This is a genomic window from Gordonia sp. McavH-238-E (genome assembly GCF_022348225.1).
Lineage (GTDB): Bacteria > Actinomycetota > Actinomycetes > Mycobacteriales > Mycobacteriaceae > Gordonia > Gordonia terrae.
Genome location: NZ_JAKRFE010000011.1, coordinates 60,250 through 75,060, shown reverse-complemented (window position 1 = coordinate 75,060; position 14,811 = coordinate 60,250). Strand labels below are relative to the sequence as shown.

General features: G+C 70.4%; 16 protein-coding genes and 1 riboswitch. Of the genes, 9 read left to right on the top strand and 7 right to left on the bottom strand.

Annotated elements, in window-relative coordinates; genetic code table 11:
* Positions 1-28 precede the first annotated feature (28 nt).
* The gene (locus MHN80_RS17790) at positions 29-622 is read left to right on the top strand and encodes a TetR/AcrR family transcriptional regulator (RefSeq protein WP_101820293.1); all 594 of its coding nucleotides are present in this window, start codon (positions 29-31) and stop codon (positions 620-622) included.
* On the opposite strand, the gene MHN80_RS17785 is transcribed toward MHN80_RS17790, so the two are convergent.
* Positions 582-3,368 (bottom strand): sacsin N-terminal ATP-binding-like domain-containing protein, encoded by a 2,787-nt coding sequence (locus MHN80_RS17785; protein ID WP_239402838.1) that lies wholly within the window; start codon positions 3,366-3,368, stop codon positions 582-584. The two genes, MHN80_RS17790 and MHN80_RS17785, sit on opposite strands and share 41 nt — an antisense overlap.
* Before the next feature lie 17 nt (positions 3,369-3,385).
* Positions 3,386-4,192 carry a DUF3027 domain-containing protein gene (locus MHN80_RS17780; RefSeq protein WP_004020194.1) on the bottom strand — a complete coding sequence of 269 codons (807 nt, stop codon included), beginning with the start codon at positions 4,190-4,192 and terminating at the stop codon, positions 3,386-3,388.
* A gap of 87 nt (positions 4,193-4,279) precedes the next feature.
* Here MHN80_RS17780 and MHN80_RS17775 point away from each other — a divergent pair, with 87 nt between their 5' ends.
* A complete protein-coding gene (locus MHN80_RS17775; RefSeq protein ID WP_374206387.1) occupies positions 4,280-6,286 on the top strand; it encodes an MFS transporter in 2,007 nt (668 codons plus the stop codon).
* On the top strand, positions 6,283-6,795 hold the full coding sequence (locus tag MHN80_RS17770) for a DUF2771 family protein (protein ID WP_239402836.1): 513 nt from the start codon (positions 6,283-6,285) through the stop codon (positions 6,793-6,795). The genes MHN80_RS17775 and MHN80_RS17770 overlap by 4 nt, the downstream gene beginning before the upstream one ends.
* Before the next feature lie 4 nt (positions 6,796-6,799).
* Here MHN80_RS17770 and MHN80_RS17765 read toward each other — a convergent pair whose 3' ends face one another.
* Positions 6,800-7,213, bottom strand: coding sequence for a cold-shock protein (locus MHN80_RS17765; RefSeq protein WP_004020198.1), 414 nt, complete (start codon positions 7,211-7,213; stop codon positions 6,800-6,802).
* A 229-nt stretch (positions 7,214-7,442) separates the two neighbouring features.
* On the opposite strand from MHN80_RS17765, the gene MHN80_RS17760 reads away from it, so the two are divergent.
* From MHN80_RS17760 to MHN80_RS17740, 5 genes are all read left to right on the top strand, one after another.
* Positions 7,443-7,652 carry a hypothetical protein gene (locus tag MHN80_RS17760; RefSeq protein ID WP_239402835.1) on the top strand — a complete coding sequence of 70 codons (210 nt, stop codon included), beginning with the start codon at positions 7,443-7,445 and terminating at the stop codon, positions 7,650-7,652.
* Positions 7,653-7,657: 5 nt separating this feature from the next.
* A complete protein-coding gene (locus MHN80_RS17755) occupies positions 7,658-8,203 on the top strand; it encodes a flavin reductase family protein (protein WP_004020200.1) in 546 nt (181 codons plus the stop codon).
* A 27-nt stretch (positions 8,204-8,230) separates the two neighbouring features.
* The gene (gene moaA / locus MHN80_RS17750; protein WP_239402834.1) at positions 8,231-9,319 is read left to right on the top strand and encodes a GTP 3',8-cyclase MoaA; all 1,089 of its coding nucleotides are present in this window, start codon (positions 8,231-8,233) and stop codon (positions 9,317-9,319) included.
* Positions 9,320-9,330: 11 nt separating this feature from the next.
* Positions 9,331-9,579 (top strand): MoaD/ThiS family protein, encoded by a 249-nt coding sequence (locus tag MHN80_RS17745; protein WP_004020202.1) that lies wholly within the window; start codon positions 9,331-9,333, stop codon positions 9,577-9,579.
* Between the two features lie 225 nt (positions 9,580-9,804).
* Positions 9,805-10,020, top strand: a riboswitch (cyclic di-AMP (ydaO/yuaA leader).
* Between the two features lie 6 nt (positions 10,021-10,026).
* Complete coding sequence (locus MHN80_RS17740) at positions 10,027-10,647, top strand: transglycosylase family protein (protein WP_239402833.1); 621 nt, start codon at positions 10,027-10,029, stop codon at positions 10,645-10,647.
* A gap of 92 nt (positions 10,648-10,739) precedes the next feature.
* Here the strand turns inward: MHN80_RS17740 and MHN80_RS17735 are convergent, their stop codons facing one another.
* The 4 genes from MHN80_RS17735 to MHN80_RS17720 are packed head-to-tail and all read right to left on the bottom strand — an operon-like array spanning position 10,740 to position 12,496.
* A complete protein-coding gene (locus MHN80_RS17735; protein ID WP_064571286.1) occupies positions 10,740-11,186 on the bottom strand; it encodes a molybdenum cofactor biosynthesis protein MoaE in 447 nt (148 codons plus the stop codon).
* Positions 11,183-11,674 (bottom strand): molybdenum cofactor biosynthesis protein B, encoded by a 492-nt coding sequence (locus MHN80_RS17730; protein WP_239402832.1) that lies wholly within the window; start codon positions 11,672-11,674, stop codon positions 11,183-11,185. The genes MHN80_RS17735 and MHN80_RS17730 overlap by 4 nt, the downstream gene beginning before the upstream one ends.
* Complete coding sequence (gene moaC / locus MHN80_RS17725; protein ID WP_101820285.1) at positions 11,667-12,218, bottom strand: cyclic pyranopterin monophosphate synthase MoaC; 552 nt, start codon at positions 12,216-12,218, stop codon at positions 11,667-11,669. The genes MHN80_RS17730 and moaC overlap by 8 nt, the downstream gene beginning before the upstream one ends.
* 5 nt (positions 12,219-12,223) lie before the next feature.
* On the bottom strand, positions 12,224-12,496 hold the full coding sequence (locus tag MHN80_RS17720) for a hypothetical protein (RefSeq protein WP_101820284.1): 273 nt from the start codon (positions 12,494-12,496) through the stop codon (positions 12,224-12,226).
* A 101-nt stretch (positions 12,497-12,597) separates the two neighbouring features.
* Between MHN80_RS17720 and MHN80_RS17715 the strand changes: the two genes are divergently transcribed.
* Positions 12,598-14,691, top strand: coding sequence for a protein kinase (locus MHN80_RS17715; RefSeq protein ID WP_239402830.1), 2,094 nt, complete (start codon positions 12,598-12,600; stop codon positions 14,689-14,691).
* Positions 14,692-14,811 lie beyond the last annotated feature (120 nt).

Sequence of the window (14,811 nt, the reverse complement as noted above, 5' to 3'; positions counted from 1 at the left end):
CAAGTCCTTCTCGCGGTACTATTCTTGCATGCCGAACCAGGGTTTCGCGACCCGCCGCCGGGCAGCGCTGTTCGACGCCCTGCTCGAACTGATCCTGCGCGAGGGATTCGCCCACCTGTCGATCGGCTCCATCGCGGCCGAACTCCGATGCTCGAAGTCGACGCTCTACACGCTCGCAGCCAGCAAGGAACAACTGGTCACCGCGACCGTGACCCACTTCTTCCGCACCGCGACCGAGCAGGTCGAGGCCCGGGTCGCAGCGTCGACGGGTCCGCGCGACCGGGTCGTCGCCTACCTCGTCGCGGTCGGCGAGGCACTCGCACCGGCATCGGAGGCGTTCATGCGCGACCTCGACGCGTTCGAACCCGCTCGCGCACTGTACGAGCGCAACACCGCGGCAGCGTCCTCGCGAGTCCAGGCGCTGATCGCAGACGGGGTCGCGGCGGGTGAGTTCCGCAACGTCGACGCCGCGTTCGCCGCCGACCTGGCGTCATCGATGATGAGCCGGATCCAACGCCGCGAGGTGTGGGCGGCGACCGGGCTCGACGACGCGGCCGCCTACCGCCAGCTCGCGTCGATTCTCACCGCCGGGATCGATGCCGGCGCTTCTCGAGGTGCGTGACACCCGCGGCGTCGACCCACCACTCGAGCCGGGCCTCACGGTCGGTGTCGTTGCCGCGCACCGTGACCCACAGTTCGTCGTGCAGCCGGACCTCCGCGTGCGACACCTCGACACCGCGGAGGGCCCCGAAACGCACCACGTCGGGGTGAGACCAACTCACCGCCTCACCGGGCGAGGACACCGACGCCGAATACTCCTCGCTCGCGAGCGGCAGGTCCAGCAGCGTGCCCAGGAGGTCGGCGTCGGACGCGACCACCGTCGAGCCGGCGAGCACGCACTCGTCGTCGGCGAGCACCTGGAGGAGCCAGGGCCGGTCGACGACCACCGCGCGGTCGGCGGCCTCACCGGCCAGCGTGCGCACGCGTTCCGGCACCTCGACCTCATGCGGGTCGACGACACCGCGCCGGCATGCGGCCACGACGGCCGCGTGCACCGACACCGCGGCACCCGAGCTGATCGCCCGGGCCCGATCGCCGAGTCGGGTCAGCAGCAACGTCGCGTCGTCGGCGGAGTCGGGTTCCAGACGGGCGAGGGCGCCGCCGAGTTCGTCGGCGTACGGGTGGTCGAGGGGGTCGATGATGTTCTGCAGGACGTCATCCGACGGCGATCGGTACTCCCCCAGCAGCAGCCCGTCGACCTCGGCGTGGCGTCGTAACCACCAGGCGGTGTAACCGGCGCGGTCGGCCAACAGCGGCCTGATCCTCTCGTCGGTGGCCATCATGGTCAGCGCCGCCGGCCAGCTCCCTTCGTCGATCAGATCGAGATCCCGGACCGCACTGAGCTTCTCCGGAGCATCGGCGAGTGTTTCCCACCAGTCCTCCTCATCGGGGAGGTCATGCTCGGGCCCGACGGGCAGGTCGTCGTCGACGGTGACGAACCCCCATCCGACGCCGATCCGGCGCAACGGCTCCGCCCCGCACTCCGCGACCATCTCGGTGTCGACGACACCGAACGGGTGGTCGTCGACGAGGACCTCGAGCAGCGGACTGCCGGGCAGCAGGAGTTCATCGGCCGGCCGCAGCTCACCGTCGGCGTCGGGCAGCGCGAGCGCCGACAGCCACGACGGGACCGGCGCATCCGGGTCGGCACGGAGCACGGCGCACACCTCGGCGGCGAGTCCGTCGTCGGCCGCCTCGAAGTCGACCTCCTCGACGAGACTGCGCAACGCCGGGTCCGCGAGCGCCTCGGCCACGGTCAGGTCCGCGACACCGAGTCGCGTCAGCAACTCGTGGCGGGCCTCGGGATGCACAGTGGGAATCCACCGCATCGGCGTCGAGATCCGGTCGCTGACGAACAGGCCGCGAACCCCGATCGCGGTCCGCCCGTCCGACCGCGGGATGGGCAGGGCACCGAGCTCCTCGACCTCGCGCCCGGTCGACACCAGCGGCGCCAGGGCGTCGTACAGGTCGTACCACCACGCCGGGTCGCGTTCGATGCCGACGAGCCGTTCGGCCAGCTCCGCAAGTCCCAGTTCCGACACCCCCAGCCGACCCAGCGCCGGGAGGCGCTGTGTCAGTGAGAGATCCGGATGAAGCAGGTCGCCGAAGAGTTCGCCCAGGGTGTCCGCGAGCCGATCGGTCACACCCACGAGCATCACCGTACGCGGCGGCACCAGGTCGGCACCGGCTGCGGCCGGAAGCCAAGCGGCGTCCCGGAGTTCGCGCCGGACCGCCTCGATGAGCCGCGCGTCGTCGGGGTTCCGCGCCAGATGCAGCTCCGGGATCAGGCGCACTCGGCGTGTCGGTTCGACGAGCCGGATCAGATCGACGTATCCCGCTGCCGCGTCGCCGATCTCGGCACGCGGATGGAGGTGTCGCCGGTCCGGTGTGAGGGCGAGGTCGGTGATGCACCGGCACGGCAGGCTGAGTTCGATGTCGGTGGGGGTGGGTGCGCGCAGGACGTCACCGGCCGGCCCGGGTTCACCGTCGGCGTCGACGAGCCAGCGTGTGCCGCCTCGTGCGACCTCGAGCCACCGACGTGTCGCCGGCAGGCCGGTCGATGCGAGATCGCCGGCGATGGACACCGTCGTCAGCACCGACCGCGCAGCCTCGTCGTCGACGTCCGGACCGGCCGTCCGCTCCGCCGACACCTCGATGTCGCCGACCGTGATCCGTTGTAGTGCAGTCAGTTCGACGATGAGGTCCGACGCCTGCGCCGGCATCGTCGCGAGGAGCGGACCGGGATCCTCGCGGAGGTGCAGGACCACCTCGGTGTCGAAACCCGGTGCCGGTTCCCGGTTCATCGGCCACACCAGACGGAGGACCGGCACGTCCGCGCTCGAACCGACGCTGATCCCCGCTTCGCGCACCGCGTCCAGCGTTGCGGCCCGGTCGAAGACCACCGACCCCGTGCGGGAACGTATCTCGACACGATCGGCAACCGTCGCGGTCGCGGTGAAACCGACTCCGAACCGACCGATCTGCCGGTCACCCGGTTCGCCGGACACCTTCGCCGAGACCCGCAGCGCGGCAAGCGAACGCACGCCCGCGTCGGTCAGCGGGGCGCCCGTGTTCGCGACATGCAGTTCGTCACCGTCCACCCAGACGGCGAGATGCCCCGCGACACCGGCCGCCGATGCGGCGTCGGCGGCGTTCGCGGCCAGTTCGGTCAACAGCCGATCGCGATACCCGACGGTCACCAGATCCGACTCGGCCGCCGCGTCCTCCGCGAGCCGCGTGGGCGATGCGGCCCAGGCGTCCAGGGTCGACGACCGGAGTACCGCGGTGCCGAACGGGTCGTCGCTCACGGTCGGGGTGCGCCGGATCAGGTCCGCGCCGGTTCCGCGTCCCGGGAGATGGCGACGACCTCGATCGCGCCGTCGTCGTAGGCGTCGTAGGCCGGCGAGCCGTTGCCCTTGGGCCCCTGCACGTCCGAATGCGCACCGCAGCCGTACTCGGCCGAGACCACGCGTCCGTCGGCGGCGAATTCGTTGGTGCACGCACCGAACCCGGCCCGCAGCGCACCGGCGAGGGGAACATAGAAGCCGCACGTGCAGCAGGAGAACGGCGCGGCCTGGGCCATCTCCGAGCCGGGCCCGAAGTCGCCGTCATACCAGCGCTGCGCGGCGTCGGCGCGTCCCTCCGGGCTCAGCAGCCGCTTGCGGCCGAGTCCCAGCTCGCCCGCGACCTGACCGATGTCGTCGGGTTCGACGGACTCGGAATCGAAGCGGAACTCGTCGCCGGTGTCGATCTGATTCGGCACCAGCCGCGGATCATCGGGTTCGGCGGCGAGCAGATCACCCGGGGCCAGGTCTCCGGAGGCGACCCGCTCCGCCCACGGCACCCACGGCGGCGCGAGCAACGAACCGTCACCGGGAAGCAACACGACCTCGCTGAGCGTGATCTCGTCACTGCCCGGGGAGCCCGCCAGCACGACGCACCACTGCCAGCCCCGGTAACCCGCGAGCTCGGCGTCGAAGTAGTGCGCGGCGGCCCAGTCGCCCTCGGCCACACTGCGCCGATGCGCGCCCGGCCGCTGACCTTCGTCGAGCAGCGCGGCACGCGCGATGTCGACGGCCGCCAGGAGCCGTTCGCCGTCACCGTGTCGTTCGCCGTCACCAACCAGAGTCACCGCTCCAGTGTGCAATATCGCCGACGTGTGCCACACAACCGACCCGCTTCAAGCGACCTCGGCCGGAGATGAGGAACAATCGTCAGCGTGATCCCACGGAGTTCCCGACACGACGAGGGGCGCGGGGCCCCCAGGGGTCCCGCGAACCAGCATCCCCAGCAGCCACCACCCGACGGTCGCGCACGCCGCGCCGCGCAGCACCCCGGTTCGACCAACTATCCGGCCGACGAGACTCGACAGATGCGCACCCGTCGACCGGCACCGGGATGGGGAGAGCCACCGGCCGGCCCGGGCCCCGGCCGCAATGCCTACCTCCCCCCGCCCACGCACAATCCGCATCTCCCGCCGCTCGACGACCGCGGCCGGCCGCCCTCGGAGGACCAGACCCGGGCGATGCCGACCGAGCACGGGCCCCAGAACGGTGGCGGCCCGACGCCGAAGAAGCTGACGGTGATGCGGGTCGCGGCGATGCGGAGCCGCGAGTTGACCGGCAAGGGAATCGGCAAGATCCATCAGGCGGCCACCGCCGACGGCGCCGACCAGTCGGGCCTCACCGCGCTGACGCTGCCGGTGATCGCCAACTTCGCCGCCGACGCCGCGATGGCCGTCGCGCTCGCCAACACGCTGTTCTTCGCCGCGGCAACCGGCGAGTCGAAGACCAACGTGGCCCTGTACCTGGCGCTGACGATCGCGCCCTTCGCGCTGATCGCGCCACTGATCGGACCCCTCCTCGACCGGCTGCAGCGTGGCCGCCGGATCGCCATGGCCACGACCTTCGGTCTGCGTGTCGTCCTGGCCCTGCTGATCATGGCCAACGTCCAGTGGAACGACGTGACGCAGCAGCTGGAGTACGACCCGTGGGTCCTCTATCCCTGCGCCCTGGGCCTGCTGGTGCTGTCGAAATCCTTCGGCGTCCTCAAGTCGGCGGTCACGCCGCGCGTGGTGCCGCCGACCATCGATCTGCCGCGGGTGAACTCCCGGCTGACCACCTTCGGTCTGATCGGCGGCACGATCGTGGGCGGCGCGGTCGCCGCCGCCATCGAGTTCCTGCTCGGCCAGGCGCTCCCGGTGCATCTGCCGGGCGCCATGGTGTGGCTGGCCGTGGTCGCGGGCGCCGGTGCCTATCTGTGCATGCGCATCCCCTCGTGGGTGGAGTCCACCGAAGGTGAGATCCCGACGACCCTCACCTACCACGGTGAACCCGCCCGGTCCGCCCCCGGCGACTCCGATCAGCCGACGAGCGCCCGGGACGGCGCCAAGATGCTCGCCGCCAAGATGCGCCAGCCACTCGGCCGCAAGGTCGTCGCAGGGTTGTGGGGCAACGGCACGATCCGCATCCTGACGGGCTTCCTGACGCTCTTCGTGGCGTTCTACGCCAAGGCCCAGCAGGGCGACGCCTCCGACTGGACCCAGCTGCTGCTGCTCGGTGCCGTCGGTGCCGCCGCCGGTGTCGGCAACCTGATCGGCAACGGCGTCGGCACCCGCCTCGAACTGAAGAACCCGCCGAGCATCGTCGTCGGCGCGACAGCGGCCTGCTTCGTCGTCGCGGTACTGGCGGCCATCTTCGGCAACATCGCCGCAGCCGCAGTCGCGGCCCTGGTCGCCTCCGGCACCAGCGCGATCGGCAAGGTGTGCCTCGACTCTTCCATCCAGGACGATCTCCCCGACGAGTCCCGCGCCTCGGCGTTCGGCCGGTCGGAGACGGTGCTGCAGTTGTCGTGGGTCTTCGGCGCCTCGCTCGGGGTCCTGTTGCCGCCGACCCTGTGGATCGGGTTCACCGTCGTGTCCGTGCTGCTCGGACTCGGGCTGCTGCAGACCGTGATGACCACCCGCGGCAGGTCACTGGTCCCCGGTCTGGGCGGTCGTCGCCCCGACCACGCCGCGCCGACCGTCGCCTTCCGTGCCGCCGGAGCCCGATCGGACATCCGGACCGGCCCGGCCGACGCCGACACCCGGCCGCACAGCCAACGGCCGTCGACGGCTCGCATGCCCACCCGGACACCGTCGACCGCCCCCTTCGAGAACCGGGGTGAGCGCCCGTACAGCCCCGGCGACCACCCGCCGAACGACCAGACAGGACAGCGACGTCAGTGATCAGCAGTGGTGAGAAGAAGGCTCTGTCGATCATCGCGATCGTCGTCGTGCTGTTCGTGGCGGTGGTGGGGACGTCGGTGTTCCTGCTGACCCGCAACGCGAGCTCCGACGACCAGCCCTACCTGCACGTCGCGGTCGGCGACGACTTGCACACGGTCGATCCGCGCTGGTGGTGCGACCTGATGCTGATCGCCTGTGATCCGGAGATCACCGCTCCGCGCGAGACCGCGACGGTCCCGGTGCCGGTCGGGTCGACGGTCATGCTGACCGTCTCGAGCGAGATCGCGCAGGGCCCGTGGAATCTCGCGGCCGTCTACCAGACGCCGCGCGGGCTCGTCGAAGACGAGCAGCCGCAGGGGTCGGACAGCACCTACACGCTGACATTGCGGTCGGTGCCGGACCGGGTGCTGATCGGATTCACCGTCATCTCCGCGTCCGCGCGACTCTCCCCCGCCGACGAGGTCCTGCCCCGCGGCGAACTCGCGGTGCAGACCGCGCCGGACGCCTAGACCGTCAGGAGTCGAGCTCCCGCGCGACGGCCCGCACGACCTCGGAGATCCGCTGCGCGGTCTTGCGGTCGGGGTACCGGCCCTTGCGCAGGTCCGGCTGGACCTTGCCCTCCAGAAGGGTGATGAGGTCGGCGACCATGCCGTGCAGCTCGTCGGGTGTGTGCCGCTTGACGTCCTTGCGGGCGGCTTCACGCACGTTCTTGGAGACGCTGGGTGCGGGCTCGAGGACCTTCACGCTCAATGCCTGCGGTCCGCGACGACCGGCGGCCATGCCGAACTCGACGCGCTGCCCCGGCTTGAGCGCCTCGACCCCGTCGGGCAACGCTGCCGAACGCACGTAGACGTCCTCACCGCTCTCCTGGGAGAGAAAGCCGAAGCCCTTGTCCGCGTCGTACCACTTCACCTTGCCGGTCGGCACTGTGCTCACCCTCATCTGTTCTCGAACTGTCGAAAAACGACCTGTCACGACAAAAGACGCCGTCACCCATCTCGGCGGTCCGGACGGCGGATGCCGTGCGGGCCCAGACGGATGCAAGGCGCCTGCATCGACCATCGTAGCCAACGCCCCACCCCGGGGTCACACCATTACCCGGCGGGCGCGTATCGCGCGGCGTCGAAGCGCTCGGCGTTGCACTACCGTGGCAGGTATGCAGAAGACGTCGTCCCCGCGATTGCTGCAGGCGGCCGGGGTTGTGTTCGGAGTCGGAATTCTGGCGATCGTGGCGTTGTTCCTCACACCGTTGGTCACCGACGGCGACACCGCACCGACCGCCGTCTACCTGCTGACCATGTGCGCACCGCTGGGTTTCGTCCTGGGCCTGGTGTACGCACTCCGTGCCGGACGCCGAGCCAGGTGAGGACCGTGACCACAACCATCGACACCACCCCCGACCTCTCCCCCGTCTCCGACGGGCGGGCACTGCGGGATGCCTACAGCTGCTTCCCGTCCGGCGTCGTGGCGGTGTGTTGCGAACAGCGCGACGGGGATTCGACCACCCTGATCGGAATGGCGGCGAGTTCGTTCACCACCGTCTCGCTCGACCCGCCACTCGTCTCGGTCTGCGTGCAGAACACCTCGACGACCTGGCCGCGGATCCGCACCGCACCGGCCATCGGGGTCAGCGTGTTCGCCGGCGACCAGATCGAGCTGTGCAAGCAGCTCGCGGGATCGTCGGAGCACCGCTTCGACGGCATCACGCCGCTGAGCACCGACCGGGGTGCGGTGTTCGTGCCCGACGCCGCCGCACACCTGTCGTGCACGATCCACAACGAGATCCAGGCCGGCGACCACACCGTCGTACTGCTGGAGATCGAGTCCCTGCGCGCCGATCCCGATGTCGAACCCCTGGTCTTCCACGCCAGCACCTTCCGCGCCCTCGAGGCACGTAAGGACCCCACCCGGAAGTGAGTCTCCCCGCAGCATGACGGCAACCACATGAGCACGGTCGGCCTCGGCCTGCCACTGCCCCGCTCTCCGCGGGAGGCAGCGGCATCCGACGTGCCGTCCGAGGGTCCGCTGCGCGACACATTCGGCCGGGTGGCGAAGGATCTCCGGGTCTCGGTCACCGACCGCTGCAATCTGCGCTGCTCGTACTGCATGCCGGCCGAGGGACTCGACTGGATGCCCACCGACCAGGTGCTGTCCACCGACGAACTGATCCGGGTCCTGACGGTCGCGGTCCGCGACCTCGGCATCGAACGCATCCGGTTCACCGGCGGTGAACCACTGCTGCGCCGCGACCTGGAGGACATCATCGCGGCCGTGGCCTGCCTGCCGCAGGCCCCCGAGATCGCGATGACCACGAATGGCCTGGGACTGCCCCGGCGGGTCGACGGCCTGGTCGACGCCGGGCTCGACCGCATCAACGTCTCGCTGGACACCGTCGACCCGGCCCGCTTCGCGGAGATCACACGCCGGGACCGTCTGACCGACGTGCTCGACGGCCTGGCCGCGGCACGGCGCGCGGGACTCGATCCGGTCAAGGTCAACGCCGTGGTGCCCGACCGCGCGGACCTCGCGGGAGTGCCCGACCTGCTCGCCTACTGCCTCGAGCACGGTTATGAGCTGCGGATCATCGAGCAGATGCCGCTCGACGCCGACCACGCGTGGCAGCGGGCGCAGATGGTCACGGCCCGAGAGATCCTGACGACGCTGCGCGAGCGTTTCACGCTGCTTCCCGACCCCGCGCCACGCGGGAGCGCTCCGGCCGCCACCTGGCTCGTGGACGACCACGACGGGCCGCAGGGGCCCGCCCGTGTCGGAGTCATCGCCTCGGTCACCCAGCCGTTCTGCGGCGACTGCGACCGCACCCGCCTCACCGCCGACGGCTCGCTGCGAAACTGCCTCTTCGCGACGACGGAGACCGACATCCGGACCGCACTGCGCACTCTCCCCGACGACGAGATCGACGCTGCCCTGGCGCAGCTCTGGCGCGCGAGCATGTGGGCGAAGGCCCCCGGCCACGAGGTGAACGTCGCCGGCTTCCGGCAACCGGATCGACCGATGTCGGCGATCGGCGGCTAGGCTCGCGTCCGATGCAGCTCACAGTGCGATTCTTCGCGGCCGCGCGCGCCGCGGCCGGCGCCGAGGAGACGGTGGTCGACGTCGACCCGTCGACCACCCTCCGCGCCCTGGAGGAGACCCTCGCGGCCGGAAACCCCTCCCTCGCCACGGTTCTCGAACGCTGCTCATATCTACGCGACGAGGTCGCGTTCTCCGATCGGACGCGTGCGCTCGGCGCGTGCACGACACTCGACGTCCTCCCCCCGTTTGCCGGTGGCTGACGCCACAGCCCCCTTGTGACCTTAGTCACATCACGGCCCGGTAACAGGATGGGCACGGGACGGCCACTAACCCGTTGAACTGGGATGACGGCCGAAGTGGGTCGGAAGACCCGGATCGGGGCCGAAAATCGCTTGCGTTCAAGCAGGTGATTCAGTCCAACGAACGACGTACTGTACGAAGCGTCCTCCTCGGAGGTCACGACACAGCAACCAAGACATAACGTCCCACCGGCCGCGCCGAGCCTCGTTCCGCCGGTGGGAACGACAAGCAATCTAGGAACGAGGACGGGGGACCCAACCTCATCCCCTGAGACCGGACACCACACCAGGTGTCCTCGGGGTTAAGTCCCGGAAGTCGCGGTAGCCGCCACGACAACCGGGGCCGAGCACCTCTCGCTCGAACCCGACAGCTGACTTCGTAGGCGCGTGGAGAGAGGAAATACACACATGTCCGGACGTCATCGCAAGCAGACGACCAGCACGGCCGCCAAGACCATCACCAAGGTTGCCCTCACCGGCGCAGTCCTCGGCGGCGGAGCAGCCCTCCTGGGCACCGGTACCGCCAACGCGGCCACCGACGCCGAGTGGAACCAGGTCGCGCAGTGCGAGTCCGGTGGCAACTGGGCCATCGCGACCGGCAACGGCTACCACGGCGGCCTGCAGTTCTCCCCGAGCACCTGGTCCGGCCACGGTGGCGGCGAGTTCGCCCCGACCGCCGATCAGGCCTCGCGCGAAGAGCAGATCGTCGTCGCCGAGCGCGTCCTCGGATCGCAGGGCAAGGGCGCATGGCCCACCTGCGGCACCGGCCTCTCGGGCTCGACCCCGCGCAGCGCGCCGACCGACACCCCGCGTGAGATCGCTCCGGTCCTCCCCGGCGGCAACGGCAGCGTCGACCTGGCCAAGACCACCGACGACGTCGCCAAGCAGGTCACCGACGCCCTCACCGAGGCCGGCGTCAGCCCCGAGATCAAGAACCTCTGGCAGGCGGCCAAGGACAGCGGAGTCTCGCTGAACCAGGACCAGATCAAGCTGTTCAACGACAACAAGCACCTGCTGCCCAACCCCTGATCCCTGCTCCACGCCCGATCTGGGACCCAGACGAAGGGCGCCGCACGATGAACCATCCGTGCGGGGCCCTTTTCCAATGGGGGAGCGAACTTCTAGGCCGAATTGACCCATTCGTCGGTGCCGTCGTCGAAGAACTGATGTTTCCAGACCGGTAGCCGGGCCTTGACCTCGTCGACGAGGCGCGAGCAGGTCTCGAACGCGGCTCGGCGATGGTCGGCAGCCACCGCCACCACGAACGCGATGTCGCCGATCGCGAGGTCGCCGACCCGATGGGACACGGCGACCGCGCGCACGCCGTCGACCGCGGAGACCTGTTCGACGACCTCGGCCAGGACCGTCGCGGCCGTGGGATGTCCCGAATAGTGCAGGGCGGTCACGGTTCGTCCGCCGTCGTGGTCGCGGACGGCGCCGACGAATCCGACCACCGCCCCGGCCTTGCCGTCGGCGGCGTCGGCAACCATCGCCTCGTGCTCGGCCAGCGTGATCGCCTCGTCCACGACCCCGGTGTGCACCACCCGGGTGGCGGGATCTCCGGTCATCGGTGGTCGCCTCCGCGGATCTGATCGAGTGCGTGGTGGACGACGCCGGCGAGCACGCCCAGTCCGTCACGGACCCCGCCCGTCGAGCCGGGCAGGTTCACGACGAGCGTCGTCCCGGACACTCCGGCCAGCCCGCGTGAGAGGACGGCGGTCGGCACCTTCGGCAGGCCCGCCGAGCGGATCGCGTCGGCCAGACCCGGGATCTCGACGTCGAGCAGCGGACGGGTCTGTTCGGGTGTCCGGTCGGTGGGGGTCAAGCCCGTTCCGCCCGTGGTGATCACGAGATCGACCTCGGCGTAGACCGCGGCGCGGATGGCGTCGCCGACCGGCGGGCCGTCGGCCACGACGTCGCACTCGTCGACCGAAAACCCCTGCTCGGCAAGCCAGGCCTCGATGATCGGACCGGAACGGTCGGCGTAGACGCCGGTGCTGGCGCGGTTCGATGCGACGACGACGCGCGCGACGCGAGGGCGCTTCGGGTCAGTCATCGGCGGGGTCAGCCGGATCGCGATACCAGTCCCCCGACTTGCCCCCGGTCTTGGCGAGCAGGCGGATCCCGTCCATCTGCGCCCGCCGGTCCACGGCCTTGACCATGTCGTGCAAGGTCAGTCCGGTGACGGCGACCGCGGTCAAGGCCTCCATCTCGACGCCCGTCTGGCCGGAGGTGGCCACGGTGGCGGTCACCTCGATCGTCTCGGTACCGATCGCGAAGTCGACCTCGACCGACGACAGCGCCAGCTGATGGCACAGCGGGATCAGCTCGTCGGTCCGTTTTGCCGCCATGATCCCGGCGATGCGAGCCGTGGCGAGCACATCCCCCTTGGGCAGCCTCGACTCACTGAGGAGGCCGATCACCTCGGCGGTGGTCCGGAACGTACCGGCGGCGACGGCGCGACGCCTCGTCGACGCCTTGGCACCGACGTCGACCATGCGGGCCGACCCGGAGGCGTCGAGGTGGCTCAGTCGTGAGCCGCCGGCCTCTGCGAGCCCGCGCGAGTCCGACCCACCTTCGTCAGTTCCGGTGGGCGGCATCGGTGTCAGCGGTTGACGACGGTCTTCGACTGCACGAACGGCAGGTCGTCGACCGGAAGGGGGAACTCGGTGTCGCCGAACGGCGACAGCGCACCGGGGATGTGCGTCGCGAGTTCGGAGACGGCGTGCTCGGCCGCGTCGCCGTTGTCGTCCTGCGGCCAGCCGTTGTCGACATACTGCTTCTTGCCCTTGGCAGATTCGACGACCTTGCCGGTGCCGGCACCCGCTTCGCCGGGGGTGGATGTGTCAGCGCCAGTTTTGTTTGCCACGTCGAGCATTGTGCCATGACGTTCGGATGAACAAGTGCCGTGTCCGGGCAGGACGGCCTCGGGAGGGGCTATCGTCGTCGCAACACAGGTCACGCCACCAGGAGGCGCTCATGGCCGCCCAGCCAGTCCAGGTCGCCGGCTACCCGGTGATCACCCGGTTGGGCAGCGGCGGGATGGGCACCGTGTACCTGGTCGAGAATCCGCAACTGCGTCGTCGTGAGGCGCTGAAGGTGATCTCGATCGCCGACACCGTCGACGAGGAGTTCGCGCGGCGATTCAGCCGTGAGGCGCAGACCGCGGCGGCCCTGGACCACCCCGCGATCGTGACGATCTACCACTACGGCGTCACCGACGGCGACCCCTGGTTCACGATGACCTACCTCGACGGCCGGGACCTCCGCCGCGCCTCGCTGCGCCCGGACGAGGTGGTGGCCGTGGTCTACCGGGTGGCCGATGCGCTCGACTACGCGCACGAACACGGCGTGATCCACCGCGACATCAAGCCCGGCAACATCATGGTCACGCGCCGCGCGATGGACGACGCCCTCGACCGCGTGGTCGTCCTCGACTTCGGGATCGCGAAGCTGACCACCGCCACCACGCTGACCGCGCCGTCGTCGTTCGTGGGAACTCTCGTGTACGCCGCGCCGGAGATCCTCGACGGCAAACCGGCGGGCCCCGCGTCGGACCAATACGCCCTGGCCTGCACGGCCTACGAACTCCTCTCCGGCGCAACGCCGTTCGACGCCGATACGCAGACCCGGCTCATCGTCGCGAAGCTCACGACGCGCCCGGCGCCGATCAGCAGCCACCGACCGGAGCTCGGCGCTCTCGACCCCGTCTTCGACCGTGCGCTCGCTCGCGGCCCCCTGGACCGATACCCCACCTGCCGCGCATTCGCCGCAGAGCTACACGCCGCGCTCCAACGGGCCGGAACCGACGAACGGTCACGCACGCTCGTCACACCTGCGACGCAGGTCATCACACCGCGACCACAGACGACGCCGCCGCCGGCATCGTCTCCGCCGCCGCGCCGCCGCCGGTGGCCGCTCGCGTTGGCCGCGGTCGTCGCGGTCGCTCTCCTCGCGACGGCGGTCGCGATCGGGGTCGTCACCCTCGGCGGCGACGACGGGACCACCTCCGACGCCGCGTCGTCACCCCTGGCGGCCACGGACGCCCAGGCGCAGCTGAGCGCCGGCCTCGGGGCCACCTGTTCGATCCGGGACGGGACCGCCTACTGCTGGGGCGACAACACCGCAGGCCAACTCGGCGACGGCACCACCGAAGCCCGCCAGACAACCACCCGGGTGGCCGATCTCAACGATGTCACCGCGATCAGCACCGGTGGCCCCAACAGTTGCGCGATCGCCGGGGGACTCGCCTACTGCTGGGGCAACAACGACTACGGGCAGGTCGGCGACGGCACGACCGACGCGCGCCTGACGCCGACCCGGGTCGCCGGTCTCGCCGACGTCACCGCCATCTCGACCGCCAACTGGGCCACCTGCGCGATCTCGGCAGGCGCGGCCTACTGCTGGGGCACCAACGACTTCGACCAGCTCGGTGACGGCTCCACCGCGAACCAGTACCGGCCCGTTCGCGTCGCCGGGCTCGACGACGTGACCGCGATCAGCGTCGGGGTGAACTTCACCTGCGCCGTCGCGGCCGGCGACGCCTACTGCTGGGGACTCAACGACAACGGTCAGGTCGGCGACGGCACGACCACGAACCGGGCCCGCCCGACCCGCGTCGGCGATCTCGACGGCGCGACCACGGTCTCCGCCGGTGCCGCCACCGCCTGCGCGATCGCCGGGGCGAGCGCGTATTGCTGGGGCAACAACGACTTCGGGCAGCTCGGCGACGGCACCACCTACGGGCGCCGGACGGCGACGCCCGTGACCGGCCTCGACGGGGTCGACGCCGTCAGCACCGGAACGGCGAACACCACCTGCGCGGTGGCGGGTGGCGTCGCGTACTGCTGGGGAGCCAACGCCTGGGGGTCGGTCGGCGACGGCACCCTGACCGACCACCCCGCGCCCACCCGGGTGCCCCAATTGTCCGATGTGAGTGCGATTTCGACCGGCGAGCGAACCTCGTGCGCGTACGCGGCGTCGTACCTCTGGTGCTGGGGCTTCAACGCCACCGGGCAGCTCGGCGTCGGCGGTACCGACGATCGTCCCACCCCTACCCAGGTCACGTTCTAGCGACGCGTTCCGTCATCCGGTTGAAGGGTGCCCCGGACCCCTTCGGCTTCGGTATCGTCCCTGCATACGTCTGCGAGAGCGGCCATTTGGGCGCCGTTCATTCGCCAAGCTCAGGAAGAG

What these genes read in the sequence shown, in the direction of transcription:
- MHN80_RS17790 (WP_101820293.1), top strand. Translation starts at nt 29, where the DNA reads ATGCCGAACCAGGGTTTCGCGACCCGCCGCCGGGCAGCGCTGTTCGAC.
- MHN80_RS17760 (WP_239402835.1), top strand. Translation starts at nt 7,443, where the DNA reads ATGCAGAAGACGTCGTCCCCGCGATTGCTGCAGGCGGCCGGGGTTGTG.
- moaA (WP_239402834.1), top strand. Translation starts at nt 8,231, where the DNA reads ATGAGCACGGTCGGCCTCGGCCTGCCACTGCCCCGCTCTCCGCGGGAG.
- MHN80_RS17745 (WP_004020202.1), top strand. Translation starts at nt 9,331, where the DNA reads ATGCAGCTCACAGTGCGATTCTTCGCGGCCGCGCGCGCCGCGGCCGGC.
- MHN80_RS17740 (WP_239402833.1), top strand. Translation starts at nt 10,027, where the DNA reads ATGTCCGGACGTCATCGCAAGCAGACGACCAGCACGGCCGCCAAGACC.
- MHN80_RS17735 (WP_064571286.1), bottom strand. Translation starts at nt 11,186, where the DNA reads ATGACCGGAGATCCCGCCACCCGGGTGGTGCACACCGGGGTCGTGGAC.
- MHN80_RS17730 (WP_239402832.1), bottom strand. Translation starts at nt 11,674, where the DNA reads ATGACTGACCCGAAGCGCCCTCGCGTCGCGCGCGTCGTCGTCGCATCG.
- moaC (WP_101820285.1), bottom strand. Translation starts at nt 12,218, where the DNA reads ATGCCGCCCACCGGAACTGACGAAGGTGGGTCGGACTCGCGCGGGCTC.
- MHN80_RS17720 (WP_101820284.1), bottom strand. Translation starts at nt 12,496, where the DNA reads ATGCTCGACGTGGCAAACAAAACTGGCGCTGACACATCCACCCCCGGC.
- MHN80_RS17715 (WP_239402830.1), top strand. Translation starts at nt 12,598, where the DNA reads ATGGCCGCCCAGCCAGTCCAGGTCGCCGGCTACCCGGTGATCACCCGG.